The organism is Micrococcus lylae, from assembly GCF_900163825.1.
In the GTDB taxonomy this organism is placed as follows: domain Bacteria; phylum Actinomycetota; class Actinomycetes; order Actinomycetales; family Micrococcaceae; genus Micrococcus; species Micrococcus lylae.
Genome location: NZ_FUKP01000068.1, coordinates 1 through 13987, shown reverse-complemented (window position 1 = coordinate 13987; position 13987 = coordinate 1). Strand labels below are relative to the sequence as shown.

The window sequence follows — 13987 nt, the reverse complement described above, 5'->3', positions numbered from 1 at the left end:
ATCGACGCGCCACTTCCCCGAGCCCCCCGTCTACACCCTCGATTGTGAAGAGCCGCTAAAGGATGTCAGCCAGCCAATGCAGTGCCGCTGCGAGACTGAGCCCGGCGTGATAGTTCCGGGCGTACTTGTCCGAGCGCATCGCGATCCCTCGCCACTGCTTGAGCCGGTTGAAGCACCGCTGCACGACATTGCGTCCCCGGTAGCGGCGGCGCCGGTGCGTGATCTGATCCGCTCGCTCCGGGATCGTGGCCGCGATGCCATGCCGGCGCAGCCAGCCCCGGTTCGCCTTCCAGGGGTAGCCCTTGTCCGCAATCAGGCGGTCAGGCCGCGCTCTGGGCCGCCCACGGGCACCGGCAACGCTGATCTGCTCCAGCGTGGTGGCCAACATCGAGGTGTGAAGCGACCTGCCCGCCGGTCACCACGAACGCCAGCACCCTGCCCTTGCCGTCACAGACCAGATGAGACTTCGTCGTCAGACCGCCGCGGGAGTCTCCGATGGCATGATCAGCCGGCTCGTCCGTTGATTTCTTGTAGTTCATCCAGGCCCCCTGTGGGGCGGGGCAGGGTCGCCCCGTGCTGGTGGACACGCACGATCGTGGAATCGATCGAGGCCACCCAATCCAGCTCGCCAGCCTGCTGTGCCATGGACTGGGTCCGCTCGAGCACCTGCTCCCACACACCCTGCGCGGCCCACCGGTTGAAGTTCTTGTAGATCGTGTTCCAGTTCCCGAACCGCTCGGGCAGATCCCGCCACGGCGCCCCGGTGCGGAAACGCCACGCGGTGGCCTCGACCACCACGCGCCGATCCACCGGCGGCCGACCCGTGGACCTCGGAGCCGGGAACAGCGGGCCGATCACAGCCCAGACCTCGTCCGAGATGACATCACGCGACATGACCCCAGACTCGCGCATCCACGTCCCCGGCTCCTTTAGCAACACGCCCTAGCCGGTGCCGTCCCGTCCCTCCCGCTGGGCGCGCTCACGGGCGCGGCGGGCGTCCACAGCCTTCTGGTGCATCTCGGCCGAAGAGCGGTTCACACCGGAGCCCTGGGAGAGGTGCTCGGGGTTCTCGCGGGCGGCGAGCTGGAGCATGGCCACCACCACGAGGGAGACCACGAAGAACACGCCGAAGGCGATCAGCCCGACGTCGATGCGCAGCGGCTTGGAGGTGCCGCCGGAGGCGGTGATCGCCGCGACGATGCCGCCGACCAGGCCCAGGGCCGCCGAGAAGATCAGCGGCGCCTTGACGGTGTCCTTCAGGCCTCCGCGCTTCTGGCCGCCACGGGGATCCTGGCTGCGCGGGGAACGGGAGGACTGTGCGCTCACTTCGGGACGCTCCTGACTGGTTTCGGGACCGGCTCACGCCTGCGGTGGGACGGACGCACCCGGCACGGGGCCGTCGTCGGGCAGGCGCGCCCCAGTCTACGCGGGGCGCGCAGACGGCGCCGAGGGGTTTGCGGAGGGCGGAAGGGGGAACGACGACGGGCCCGCGCCTGACGCTGTCAGGCGTCGGTCTGCGCGGCCTTGCGGACGTCGAGGTACATGCCGACGCCGGAGACCGCCATCATGACGCCGAGGATGAGGGCGCCGCCGCCGGCGATGCCGAGCTGGGCGTGCTGGTTCAGCCCGGAGCCGAGGAACAGGCCGATGCCCGAGCCGACGCCGACCGCGCCGGTGATCAGCTGGTCTCGGGCCGGGGCGAACTCGCGGCGGTGCCTGAACCCGGCGACGAGCTCGGCGACGCCGCCCAGCAGCAGGGCCGCGCCGGCGGTGATGCCGACGCCGGCCGGGGTGGAGAAGAAGAACAGGACGATGGTGCCGAGCATCCAGGCCGCGGCGGCCATGGACAGCGGGGAGCGCATGGCCTCCGGGACGGGGTCGCGGCGCAGGTACTCCCACATCGCGGAGCCGGAGAAGACGAGGTAGAGCGCCAGGGAGATCTTCATCCACATCGTGCCCGGCTCCTGCACGAACACGGTGGTGAGGCCGAAGATCAGCGCCACGCCGGCGCGGATCAGGACGGGCTTGGACATGACGTCGGCGACGTCCACAGGGGTCTTGGTCACGGCAGGCACCCGACAAGTCTAGGCCAGCAGCCACGCCGCGTTTTGGGGATACAACACGGCGTTGAGATCGCAGAACGTGACCGTGTCTTTTCCCCACTTCGTGCCCGCCACGTCGCGCCCGCCCACGTCGCGCCCGCCCACGTCACGCTTGCCCACCTCGCGGCGCCCACGTCGCGCCCGCCCACCTCGCGCCTGCCCACCTCGCGCCGGTGGCGGACGCGCTCACGCCCCGGCGCGCATCCAGGCGTCGGAGCGGGAGCGCAGGCCCAGAGTGAGGGCACGCATGCCCATGTAGACGAAGCCGAAGCCCACCCAGAGCATCGCCAGCTGCTCCGGCGCGGTGGGAACGTTCGCCCAGGGATCGGACCAGTCCACGGTCCAGCCCAGTCCCCCGGCGGCCACCTCCGCGATCACCGAGAGCACCGGGGCGTAGACCGCCACGTTCACCACGCCGGCCAGGGCCAGGTAGCGCGCGTCGCCGGCGCCGATGAGCACGCCGTCCAGCACGAACACATAGCCGGCCAGCGGCTGGCTCAGCGCCAGCACCAGCAGCCCGGCGGTGGCCGCCGCCTGCACGCCCGGCTCGCCGGTGAACAGCGGCGGCAGCATCCAGGCGAGCCCGCCCAGCAGGATCCCGGTGATCACGCCGAACCAGAGGGACCACCGGACCATCACCCGGGTCAGCTCCCGGGCGGTGCGCACGTCCCCGCGGCCGAGCTCATGGCCGATGAGCGCCTGCGCGGCGATCGCCAGGGCGTCCAGGGCGAAGGCGAGCGTGGAGAACAGGGTGAACACGAGCTGGTGGGCGGCGAGGACCTCGTCCCCGGCACCGGTGGCCACCAGCACGGTGAGCAGGATCGCCAGGCGGAGGCTGGCGGTGCGCAGCAGCAGCCAGGAGCCCACCTGGGCCGTCGCCCGCATGCCGGCACCGGAGGGAACCCAGCCGGTCTCGGCGGCCCGGAAGCGCGGGGCCAGCACCAGCAGGTAGGTGACCAGCATGGCCCACTGGACCACAGAGGTGCCGATCGCCGAACCGGCCACCCCCAGTCCGGCCCCGTAGACGAGCGCCCAGTTCAGGACGATGTTCACACCGAAGCCGGCGGCGGCCACCACCAGCGGGGTCCTGGTGTCCTGGAGGCCGCGCAGCACCCCGGTGGCCGCGAGCACCGCCAGCAGGGCCGGGATGCCGGGCATGGACCAGCGCAGGTACGCCACCGCGTGCTCCTGCACTTCCCCGCTGCCGCCGAGGGCACCCACCAGCCACGGGGCGGCGAGCCAGCCGGCCACCGCCAGCACCACGCCGATGAGCACGCCGAGCCACATGCCGTCCCGGCCGCGGGCCATCGCCTCGTCCCCCCGGCCCGCGCCGGTCAGCCGGGCGACGGCCGGGGTGGTGGCGTAGGCGAGGAAGATCAGCAGGCCGGTGGCCGTGTGCAGGACGGTGGTCCCCAGGCCCACGCCGGCGAGCTGCGCGGTGCCCAGGTGCCCGACGATCGCGGTGTCCGCAAGCAGGAACAGCGGCTCGGCGATCAGCGCCCCGAGCGCCGGCACGGCCAGCGCCAGGATCCGGCGGCCGAGGCCCTCGGTCACGTCCGTCCGTGCCTCACCCCCGCCCTGCGGCGCGCCGTCCACGGACGCCTGCGGCACCCCGCCGCCCTCCGGGGCACCGCGGCCGGACGACCCGGCCCCGCGCCCCGGCGAGGCGGACGGCTCGGCCGGGCGGCCGTCGTCGTGGTTCCGGGCGTTCACAGGCCGAGCAGGGACAGGTAGGGGACGAGCGCACTGGGCTGCAGGTCCGAGACGTCCGGCATGTGCGGCATCACCAGGTACAGCACGGCCACGGCGATGCCGTTGTTCACCATGTGCAGCAGCACCGCGTAGGCGAAGGAGCGGCCCATGAGGATGTAGGAGACCGTGATGGCGACGGCCAGCGTCAGGTACGGGACCGTCTCCACCAGGTCGAACTGCCCGCCGGTGCCGGCGAAGTGCAGCAGGACGAAGGTGACGATCGAGATCGCGGCACAGATCCACACGTTCAGGTAGCGGGAGAGCTTGCCGATCAGCAGGTGCCGGAACAGGTACTCCTCCACCAGCGGCGCCATCACCACGGTCATCAGCACCATGGGCAGCGGCGGGGCAGCGGTGGACATCTGCTCCAGGGACGCCTGGTTCGCCGACTGCGCGGCCCGGCCGATCAGGCTCAGCAGCAGCACGTTCACGATGATGCAGGCGAGCCACGTGGCCGGCAGCAGCGCCAGCTTCCACCACGTGCCGTGCCGGAAGACGCCCAGCGAGCGGACGAACGGGCGCCAAGCCACCACGGCCACGATCGCGGTGATGATCACGTAGCTGACGAGGTTCATGGTGAACATGTCCAGCACGGAGAACTCGCCGTCCACCGGGTCCACCCAGCCCAGGGCCATGGCCAGCAGGCCGCCGGCGCCCAGCAGCATCAGGGCCACGTAGGAGACCACCACGAGGGCGTCGCCCCAGTGGAACCTCCCCGGGGCCCAGCGGGCCGGGTCCATGCGCTGTGCGGCAGGCTTCTGCGGCCACCCCTGCGGAGGCCACCCTGCGGGGGTGTTCGTCATGGCGGCAACGCTATCAACCGGCGAGGGTCGCCGCCCGGGCCGCTTAGCCTGTGCCTGGAGCCACCGCCCAGAGCCACCGCCCGGCCGCGCAATGATGCCGGTCACAGTGCGTCGTCACCGTTTGCCGCGGTCGCGCGCACTTGACTACCTTCTCCGGCATGGCCTTGTTCTCACAGCCGGTCTTCCTGAACCTCCCCACCACCGACACCGAGCGCATCCGCGAGTTCTGGACCGCCCTCGGCGCGGACATCCTGGAGGACTTCTCGGACGACGACACGGTGTGCGTCGAGCTCACCGACTCCACGTACGTCATGTACATGACGCCCGGCTCCTACACGGACTACATCGGCGAGCGGGAGATCGCGGACTGCATCACCACGAACTCCTCCCTGATGTCCCTGATCGCCGGGGACCACGCCGCCGTGGACAACCTCGCGGACCGTGCCCTCGAGCTGGGCGCCTCCGAGGTCGCACTGCCGGAGGACATGGTCGAGGACATGACCGAGACGGGCATGCACTCGCGCGAGATCGTCGACCCGGACGGCCACCAGTGGGAGTTCGTCACCGCCTGAGTCCGGCTTCCCGACGACGGCCCCGTCCGTCCGCCTGACCGGTCGCTTCCTCGTGGGGTGCCCTGGCAGGCGCCGTCTCAGACACCCTCTGGGGTAGTGCCTGCGGCCTCGTCCTGGAGCTGGCGACGCGGGCTCTCAGCCTCCTTGCTGAGCGTGGTGCCGACGCTCGCGGAGATCACCAGGACCATCGCCAGCACCGCCCAGACGCCCACGGCCTGGCCGAGGACGAGGAACCCGACCGCCGTGGCGATGGCCGGCTCCACCGAGACGAGCACGCCGAACACCGCGCTGCGCAGCCGCTTCAGGGCGTGGAACTCCAGCAGATAGGGCAGCAGGGAGGCGAACAGGCCGGTGCCGAGCGCCCCGAGGACGTGCCCCGGCGTGATCTGTGTGGCGCGTGCGAGCTCCGGCAGGCCCACGGGCAGGACCATGCAGGTGGCCACGGCCATGGCCGCCGCCAGTCCCCCGGTGCCGGGCACGAGCCGGCCGACGCGTTGGCCCGCCACGATGTACAGGCCCCAGGAGAACGCCGCCACCAGCACGAGCCACACGCCGGTCAGGTCCAGCGGGCCGGTGTCTCCGGCGGGGCGGAGGACGAGGTTCTGCACCAGGAACAGGACGATCCCGGCGAAGGCCAGCACCACCCAGAGCACATCGCGCAGGCGTCGGCTCAGGGCGGCGGCCACGGCGAGCGGGCCGAGGAACTCGATGGTCACGGCGATGCCCAGCGGGATGCGGTCGATGGCCGCGTAGAAGAAGCCGTTCATGCCGGCGAAGGCGGCGCCCAGGAGCAGGACGGCGCCCCACTGGGCTCTGGTCCAGGTCCGCAGCGGAGGGCGCACCAGGGCCAGCAGGACGAGCGCGGCCACGCCCACGCGCAGCACGGTGGTGCCCCACGGGCCGAAGGTCGGGAACAGGCCGATGGCCAGGGATGCGCCGAGCTGCAGGGACAGGCAGGCGCTGAGCACCATGAGCACGCCGACCGCCGTGCGCCCGGGGCGGATGCGGCGCAGTCGTCGGGGGCGCTGGGACACCGGCGGCAGGCCGGGCGCTGCGGCGGGCAGCCCGTCGGCGGTGCCGGGGGCTCCGGGCTCGGGCACGAGCGGGATCGGTGCGGTGTGCGGACTCATCGGATCATTGTGGGCATCCGCGGGTCTCCACGCGAACCTGTGCGCCGGGCCGTCTCACCCCCGCTGCGCCGGACTGTCCCACCCCCGCTGCGCCGAACCAGAAGAATCGGCCCCTTCAGGCCGCCGCGAAGGGGCCGAAGTCTCTGGCTCGGCGCGGGTGTGAGCGGCACCATACTCCGGTGAATATCCTGGTGCAGCGCACTGACGATCCTGGTGCAGCACACTCACCACGAGGGGGACACCATGACCACTGCCGAGAAGACCGCCGCGAGCGGAGGACGCGCCGGCGCGGAACAGCCGCGCGAGCCGACCCGCGGCCTGAAGCATCCGATGCACCCGCAGGTGCAGGGCTCGGTGATCGGCATGGTGGGCGCGAGCCTGTTCATGCTGATCAGCCTGCAGGAGCTGCCCGCGCCCTGGCCGGTGCTCGGCTACACGGTGTGGGTCCTGCTGATGGCGGCCTGCTTCTGGGCGGTGTTCCTGCGCCGCCGCCACCTGCCGATCCTGCCGCCGCCGGCCTCGAACGCCGGTCTCGTCTATGGCATGAGCACGCTGGCCATGGTGGCGTTGATCGTCGCGTCTCCGCACATCGTGCGCGGCCTCGGCGCCCTGACCGGCACGGACGGCACCCCCGCCCAGCCCGCGATCGTCGTGCTGGCCGTGGGCCTGCACTTTCTGCCGTTCGCAAAGGCATTCCACGCGCCGGTGTTCGGTGCGCTGGGCGGCGGGCTGGCCGTCGTCGGGCTTGCGGGCGCCGCACTGGGACTGATCCTCGGAGCGCCCTGGGGCGCGGCCGCCGCGGTGGCGGCCGGTGCACTCATGCTGGCCGCGATGACGGCCGACGCCGTCCGCAGTCGCTGAACGGCGCCTGCGTCCGACGTTCACCGGACGGCCACCGACGGCTCCACCGGCGGTCATGCACCATCACTACGGTGTCCTGCATACCCATCCGTGACCGGTGCCACGGCGCCGTGAAGAGAGGACCCCCATGTCCCGTACCGCTCGTTGGCCCTTCGCCCTGGCCGCCGCTGCCGCGCTCGCCGCAGGCATCGCCGTCCCGACGACGGCCGCCTCCGCCCCGTCCGCCTCGCCGTCCGCGCAGACAGCCTCCGGGGCCCGAGGCCCGCAGCACGCCTTCGAGTTCGGCGTCATCGGGGACGTCCCCTACGGCGACGCCCAGGTGGCCCGCTTCCCGGACATGATCGACGAGCTGTCCGCGCAAGAGAAGGACCTCGAGTTCGTGGCCCACGTGGGTGACATCAAGGCCGGCTCCGCCGAGTGCTCGGACGAGTACTTCGCCATGATCCGCGGTGAGTTCGACCGCCTGGCCTTACCGCTGGTGTTGACTCCCGGGGACAACGACTGGACGGACTGCCACCGCACCAACAACGGCGCCTACAACCCGCTCGAGCGCCTCGACGCCTTCCGGGACGTGTTCTACCCGCGTGCGGACCGCACCCTCGGCGACTCCTCGATGCGCATGGACACCCAGGACGAGATCGGTCTGCCGGAGAACGCTCGCTTCCGCGAGCGCAGGGTGGAGTTCGGCATGGTGAACATCCAGGGCTCGGAGAATTCCACTCTGCCGTGGAAGGGGCTCGGCGAGACCGAGCCGACCGCCGAGCAGCTCGCCGAGGTCCAGGAGCGCAACGCCGCGAATGCGGCCTTGATCGACGACCTGTTCGACGACGCAGAGCGCACGAACGCCCGCGGCGTGGTGATCATGACCCAGGCGGACATGTTCCTGCCGGCACAGGTGGTGGACGGCGAGGTCGTGGACCCGGAGACCGTTCAGGCTTTCCGCCCGGCCGTGCAGCAGATCGCCGAGCGCGCCGCCGAGTTCGACGGTCCGGTGTACCTGATCAACGGCGACTCGCACCGCTACCACCACGATGCGCCGCTCGCCGCCGGCTCGCCTTGGCTCGAGGCCTACGGCGTCGCGCCGGTGGAGAACCTGCAGCGCATCACGGTGGAGGGCGACGCCACCTCGAACGAGTGGACCCGCTTCACCGTGGCACCCAACAACGCGGGCAAGGGGAAGAACCCGGCACAGCCGCTGCTGACCTGGGAGCGCGTGTCCTACACATTCTGATCCGCCTCATCGAACCGGTGACTTCGGCCCCTTCACTGGCGTGTGAAGGGGCCGAAGTCTCTGGCTCGACGCCCGGACGCCCGAGGGCGCGGCCGCCGTGATGACGGCCGACGCGCTCATGCCCGCCGCGATGACGGCCGACACCGTCCGCCTCAGCTGACCCCGTCCGCGCCGTCGGCCCCGTCCACGGCGGCGCCCTGGAATTGGCTGCGGTACAGCCGCGCGTAGGCCCCGCCGGCGGCGAGCAGCTGCTCGTGCGAACCCTGCTCCACGATGTCGCCGTGCTCCATCACCAGGATCACGTCCGCGTCGCGGATGGTGCTGAGCCGGTGCGCGATCACGAAGGACGTCCGGTTCGAGCGCAGCGCCGCCATGGCCTCCTGGACGAGCACCTCGGTGCGGGTGTCCACGGAGGAGGTCGCCTCGTCCAGGATCAGCAGGTCCGGCTGGGCCAGGAACGCACGGGCGATGGTGATCAGCTGGCGTTCGCCGGCGGACACGTTGGCCGCGTCCTGCTCGATCACCGTGTCATACCCGTCCGGCAGCGTGTGCACGAACCGGTCCACATAGGTGGCCTTCGCGGCCTCGAGCACCTCGTCGTCCGTGGCGTCGAGGCGGCCGTAGCGGATGTTCTCGCGGATGGTGCCGCCGAACAGCACGGCGTCCTGGAGCACCATGCCGGTGCGGGCGCGCAGCTGCCGGCGCGGCATGCCCGCGATGTCCTGCCCGTCCAGCAGGATGCGTCCGCCGTCCACGTCGTAGAACCGCATGAGCAGGTTCACCAGGGTGGTCTTGCCGGCGCCGGTCGGGCCGACGATCGCGACGGTCTGCCCCGGCTCGGCCACCAGGTTCAGGTCCCGGATCAGCGGCTTCTGAGGCGTGTAGGAGAACGCGACGTGCTCGAACTCCACACGCCCGCTCACCCCCTCCCCGCTTTCGTTCGGGAAACCGTCGCGTTCCGCAGTGCTTTCGTTCGGGAAACCGTCGCGTTCCGCAGTGCTTTCGTTCGGGAAACCGTCGCGTTCCACAGTGCTTTCGTTCGGGAAACCGTCGCGTTCCGCAGTGCTTTCGTTCGGGAAACCGTCGCGTTCCGCAGTGCTTTCGTTCGGGAAACCGTCGCGTTCCACGCCGCTGTCGTTCGTCAGACGGTCGCCTCCCGCCTGTACCTCCACCGGCTTCCCGACGACGGCACCCGCCTCTCCCTGTCCGCCTGCCTGACCGGAAGGGTCGGCGTGGAGGGCGTCCTCGGTCTCCTCCGGCTCGTCCAGGAGCTCGAAGATGCGTTCGGCAGAGGCGACGCCGGAGATGAGCATGTTGGCCATGCCGGCGACCTGGCCGAGGGGCTGGTTGAACTCACGGGAGTACTGGATGAAGGCGGTCACGGCGCCGAGGGTCATCTGGCCGTTGGCCACGCGCAGGCCGCCGACCACGGCGATGCCCACATAGCCGAGCCAGTTCACCCACTGCATGATCGGCATGATCATGCCGGAGAAGAACTGGGCCTTGAACGAGGCCTCGTACATGGCCTCGTTGCGCTCGTCGAAGCGGTCGGCCATGTCCTCCTGCCGGCCGAACACGGTGACGAGCTCGTGGCCGGTGAAGGACTCCTCGATGTGCCCGTTGAGACGGCCGGTCTCCCGCCATTGGGCGGTGAACAGCTGCTGAGAGCGCTTGCCGATCACGCCGACCACCACGCCGGCCACCGGCAGGGCGATCAGGGCGATCAGGGCCAGCTGCCAGGACAGCCAGAACATCATGCCGACGATGCCGATGACGGTCAGCACGGACAGGAACAGGCTGGAGAACGCCTGCTGCATGGCCTGCTGCACGTTGTCCACGTCGTTGGTGGTGCGGGAGATCAGGTCGCCGCGCTGGCGGGTGTCGAAGTGGGACAGCGGCAGGCGGTTGAGCTTGGCCTCGATGTCCTGGCGCAGGAGGTAGACGATCCGCATCACCAGGTCGTTGAGCACCCGCCCCTGCAGCCACATGAAGGTCTGCGCCACCACGTACATGGCCAGCACGATGAGGATCAGCCGCCCCAGGTGCTCGAAGTCGATGCCCTGGCCGGGGACGAAGTCCATGCCGGAGAGCATCTCCGCGGCCTGGTCCTGCCCCTGGGCGCGCATCCCGGCGATGACCTGCTCACGGCTGGTCCCCGCCGGCATCTGCCCGGAGATCAGGCCGCCGAAGATCGCGTCCATGGCCTTGCCGAGCACGTGCGGGGCCCAGACGTTGAGCACCACGGCCACCAGGACCATGCCGAACACCAGGACCAGGCCGAGGCGCTCGGTGCGGAACAGCCCCAGCAGCCGCTTGGCCGAGGGCCAGAACGCCTTCGCCCTCCGGGGCGGGCCGCCGTGGTCGCCGCCGGCGCCGGACTCCTGGAGGCCGACGATCTCCCCGTCGGTGAGCTCCGCGGTCGCCTTCTTCTCGCTCATGCCAGCTCCTCCTCACGGATCTGGGAGTCCACGATCTCGCGGTAGGTCTCGTTCCCGGCCAGCAGCTCCGCATGGGTGCCGCGGCCGACGATCCGCCCCTTCTCCAGCACGAGGATCTGGTCCGCCCCGGTGATGGTGGCCACGCGCTGGGCCACCACCACACGCGTGGTGCCCCCGAACCGCTCCTCCAGCGCCGCCCGGAGGCGGGCATCGGTGGTGACGTCCAGGGCGGAGAAGGAGTCGTCGAACAGGTGGATCCGCGGTTCGGCCACGAGCGCACGGGCGATCGAGAGGCGCTGACGCTGACCGCCGGAGACGTCCGTGCCGCCCTGGGAGACGTTCGAGTCCAGGCCGGTGACCGTCGTCGTGCCCTCGCCGGTGGTGCGGGCGCGGACGAAGTCCGCGGCCTGGGCGGTCTCGAGGGCTGCCCAGATCTGCTCGTCGGTGGCGTCAGGGGCACCGAAGCGCATGTTCTCGGCGACCGTGCCGGAGAACAGGTACGGCTTCTGGGGGACGTAGCCGAGGGCCGCGGTCAGCTCGGTGCGGGACAGGTCGGTGACGGGGACGCCGTCGATCAGGACCTGGCCGGAGGTGACGTCGTACAGGCGCGGGACCAGGCCCAGCAGCGTGGACTTGCCGGCACCGGTGGAGCCGACGATCGCGGTGGTGGTGCCCGGCTCCACGGTGAAGGAGACGCCGTCCAGCACCGGGGCGTCGGCGCCCGGATACGCGAAGGTGACGTCCCGGAACTCCAGGCGGCCGAGGCGCTCGGCCGGCGTCACAGGAGAAACGGGCTCGTGGAGGGTCGGCTCGGTGTCCAGGACCTCCCCGATGCGGCGGGCGGAGATCACCGCGCGCGGCAGCATCATCAGCATGAAGGTGCCCATCATGACGGACATCAGGATCTGCAGCAGGTACTGCATGAACGCCGTCAGGGAGCCGACCTCGATCTGCCCGGCGTCCACGCGACCGGCGCCGAACCACAGCACGGCGGCGGTCGCCAGGTGCAGGACCATGGTGATCACCGGACCCAGCAGGACGAACAGGCGGCCGATGGCCACGGAGGTGGCGGTGATGTCCGCGTTGGCCTCTGTGAAGCGGGCCGCCTCGTGCTCCTCGCGCACGAACGCCCGGACCACGCGGATGCCCACGATCTGCTCGCGCAGGGTGGTGTTGATGGTGTCGATGTTGGTCTGCATCCGCTGGAACAGCGGCATCAGGCGGGAGGCGATCAGGCCGACGATCAGGATGAGCACCGGCACGGACACCCAGACCAGCCAGGACAGGCCGACGTCCTCGCGGATCGCCATGATGATGCCGCCGATCGCCATGATCGGGGCGGTCACCATGAAGTTGAACGCCATCAGCGTGAGCATCTGGACCTGGTTGACGTCATTGGTGCCGCGGGTGATCAGCGTGCCGGCGCCGAACCGGCCCAACTCCTCCGCGGAGAAGCGGTCCACGCGGGTGTAGACGGCGCGGCGCAGGTCCCGGCCGAAGCCCATGGCGACCTTCGCCCCGAAGTACACGGCGGAGACGGCCGCGACCACCTGCACGGCGGCCACGGCGAGCATGATCCCGCCGAGCTGCCAGATCCGGCCGGTGTCCCCCTGGGCCACGCCCTCGTCGATGATCCGGGCGTTCAGGCTCGGCAGGTACAGCGTGGCCAGCGTGCTGACCAGCTGCAGGACGAGCACCGCCAGCACCATGCCCAGGGCGGGCGTGAGGTACCGGCGCATCAGGGTCCAGAGCATGGTGGTCCTTCGGTGTGCGGGGCGGATGGGGATCTGCGGGCGGCTGGCGGGCAGGGCGCGGGCGCCTCACCCGCAGGATCGACGGTTCGTCACCGGATCGCAGAGATTCTCCGCGATCCGGTGACGAACCGTCGATTATCAGCCACGGTACTCGTCACGAAGCCGCCCGCAGCGCCTCCGCGCCCCCGCCGCAGGCACACTGACTCCATGGATGCCGCCGCACAGAACACCGCCTCCCCCGTCCCGGGCACCAGCGCCTCGGGCGCACCCGCCCCGTCCTTCACGACGACTGCCGCTCCCCTCCCGCACGACGCCCACCGCCGCCACGAGGTCACCCTCCGCTTCCTCGCCGCACCGACGGACAGGGGTCACAGCGGCACGGTGGACGCCGGACGCGTGCTGGAGTGGGTGGACAAGGCGGCCTTCGCCGCGGCGACGGCCTGGGCGGGCACCTACTGCGTGACCGCCTATGTGGGCAACATCCACTTCCGCCAGCCCGTGCAGGTGGGCCAGATGGTCGAGGTGACCGGCACGGTGCTCTACACCGGGTCCACGTCCATGCACATCAACACCGTGGTCCGCGCCGGCGACCCGAAGACCGGCGAGCTGACCGAGGCCGCGCGCTGCCTGGTGGTGTTCGTGGCGGTGCAGGACGGCAGGCCGACGCGCGTCCCGGAGTTCGTTCCGCAGTCCCTGGAGCAGGAGCTGGCCCGCGACTACGCGATCTCCCGCATCGAGGTCCGCAACGCTGTCACCGAGGCGATGAAGGGCCAGCCGTACACGGACGCCGGCACCGCCGAGCGCGTGACCCTGCGCTTCCTCGCCGCCCCCACGGACGTGAACTGGGGCGGCAAGGTGCACGGCGGCATCGTGATGGAGTGGATCGACACCGCCGCCTACCTGTGCGCCTCCCGCTACTGCGGCAAGGACACCGTGGCGGTGTTCTCCGGCGGCATCCGCTTCTACCGTCCGCTGCACATCGGGGACCTCGTGGAGGTCGAGGCACGGCTGATCTACACCGGCAGCAAGGGCATGCACGTGGCCGTCCACGTCCGTTCCGGCGATCCCAAGGGCGACGAGCTCGCGCTCACCACCTACTGCCTGACGGTGATGGTGACCCGCAACGAGGCCGGCGACGCCGTGCCCGTCCCCGCCTGGGTGCCCGTCTCAGAGGAGGACAAGGCCCTCTGGCAGCACGCCCGCGACCTGCTCGAGATCCGCGCGAAGGCTCAGGGCAACCGCCTGCCGAACCACCTGCTCGAGCAGCAGGACTGAGAGTCCGACCCCGCGAGCCAGAGGAATCGGCCCCTTCCGCGTACGCGGAAGGGGCCGATTCCTCTGGCT

The 13987-nt window shown here is 70.8% G+C and carries 11 protein-coding genes and 1 pseudogene; 4 read left to right on the top strand and 8 right to left on the bottom strand.

The window, feature by feature from the left end:
* Nucleotides 1–55: 55 nt before the first annotated feature.
* The 5 genes and pseudogenes from FM125_RS11860 to FM125_RS10940 all read right to left on the bottom strand — a co-directional run bounded on the left by FM125_RS11860 (nucleotide 56) and on the right by FM125_RS10940 (nucleotide 4657).
* A pseudogene (locus FM125_RS11860) lies at nucleotides 56–912 on the bottom strand (IS5 family transposase).
* A gap of 30 nt (nucleotides 913–942) precedes the next feature.
* Nucleotides 943–1326, bottom strand: coding sequence for a hypothetical protein (locus FM125_RS10955; protein ID WP_087134643.1), 384 nt, complete (start codon nucleotides 1324–1326; stop codon nucleotides 943–945).
* Between the two features lie 176 nt (nucleotides 1327–1502).
* On the bottom strand, nucleotides 1503–2075 hold the full coding sequence (locus FM125_RS10950; protein WP_245232133.1) for a hypothetical protein: 573 nt from the start codon (nucleotides 2073–2075) through the stop codon (nucleotides 1503–1505).
* Between the two features lie 213 nt (nucleotides 2076–2288).
* Nucleotides 2289–3698 carry an MATE family efflux transporter gene (locus tag FM125_RS10945; protein WP_087134646.1) on the bottom strand — a complete coding sequence of 470 codons (1410 nt, stop codon included), beginning with the start codon at nucleotides 3696–3698 and terminating at the stop codon, nucleotides 2289–2291.
* Between the two features lie 113 nt (nucleotides 3699–3811).
* Complete coding sequence (locus tag FM125_RS10940) at nucleotides 3812–4657, bottom strand: CPBP family intramembrane glutamic endopeptidase (protein WP_087134642.1); 846 nt, start codon at nucleotides 4655–4657, stop codon at nucleotides 3812–3814.
* A 158-nt stretch (nucleotides 4658–4815) separates the two neighbouring features.
* On the opposite strand from FM125_RS10940, the gene FM125_RS10935 reads away from it, so the two are divergent.
* Nucleotides 4816–5229 (top strand): VOC family protein, encoded by a 414-nt coding sequence (locus FM125_RS10935; protein WP_067190374.1) that lies wholly within the window; start codon nucleotides 4816–4818, stop codon nucleotides 5227–5229.
* Between the two features lie 77 nt (nucleotides 5230–5306).
* Here FM125_RS10935 and FM125_RS10930 read toward each other — a convergent pair whose 3' ends face one another.
* Nucleotides 5307–6359 (bottom strand): EamA family transporter, encoded by a 1053-nt coding sequence (locus FM125_RS10930; RefSeq protein WP_087134641.1) that lies wholly within the window; start codon nucleotides 6357–6359, stop codon nucleotides 5307–5309.
* Nucleotides 6360–6602: 243 nt separating this feature from the next.
* Between FM125_RS10930 and FM125_RS10925 the strand changes: the two genes are divergently transcribed.
* Together FM125_RS10925 and FM125_RS10920 are read left to right on the top strand one after the other, a co-directional pair.
* On the top strand, nucleotides 6603–7220 hold the full coding sequence (locus tag FM125_RS10925; protein WP_087134640.1) for a hypothetical protein: 618 nt from the start codon (nucleotides 6603–6605) through the stop codon (nucleotides 7218–7220).
* Nucleotides 7221–7347: 127 nt separating this feature from the next.
* Nucleotides 7348–8451: a hypothetical protein gene (locus FM125_RS10920; RefSeq protein ID WP_087134639.1), complete on the top strand. Its 1104-nt coding sequence runs from the start codon at nucleotides 7348–7350 to the stop codon at nucleotides 8449–8451.
* 152 nt (nucleotides 8452–8603) lie between these two features.
* On the opposite strand, the gene FM125_RS12360 is transcribed toward FM125_RS10920, so the two are convergent.
* The gene (locus tag FM125_RS12360) at nucleotides 8604–10889 is read right to left on the bottom strand and encodes an ABC transporter ATP-binding protein (protein WP_245830034.1); all 2286 of its coding nucleotides are present in this window, start codon (nucleotides 10887–10889) and stop codon (nucleotides 8604–8606) included.
* Complete coding sequence (locus tag FM125_RS10905; protein WP_087134638.1) at nucleotides 10886–12643, bottom strand: ABC transporter ATP-binding protein; 1758 nt, start codon at nucleotides 12641–12643, stop codon at nucleotides 10886–10888. Before FM125_RS10905 ends, FM125_RS12360 begins: the two co-directional genes overlap by 4 nt.
* A 207-nt stretch (nucleotides 12644–12850) precedes the next feature.
* Between FM125_RS10905 and FM125_RS10900 the strand changes: the two genes are divergently transcribed.
* Nucleotides 12851–13918: an acyl-CoA thioesterase gene (locus tag FM125_RS10900; protein ID WP_083315327.1), complete on the top strand. Its 1068-nt coding sequence runs from the start codon at nucleotides 12851–12853 to the stop codon at nucleotides 13916–13918.
* Nucleotides 13919–13987: the final 69 nt, after the last annotated feature.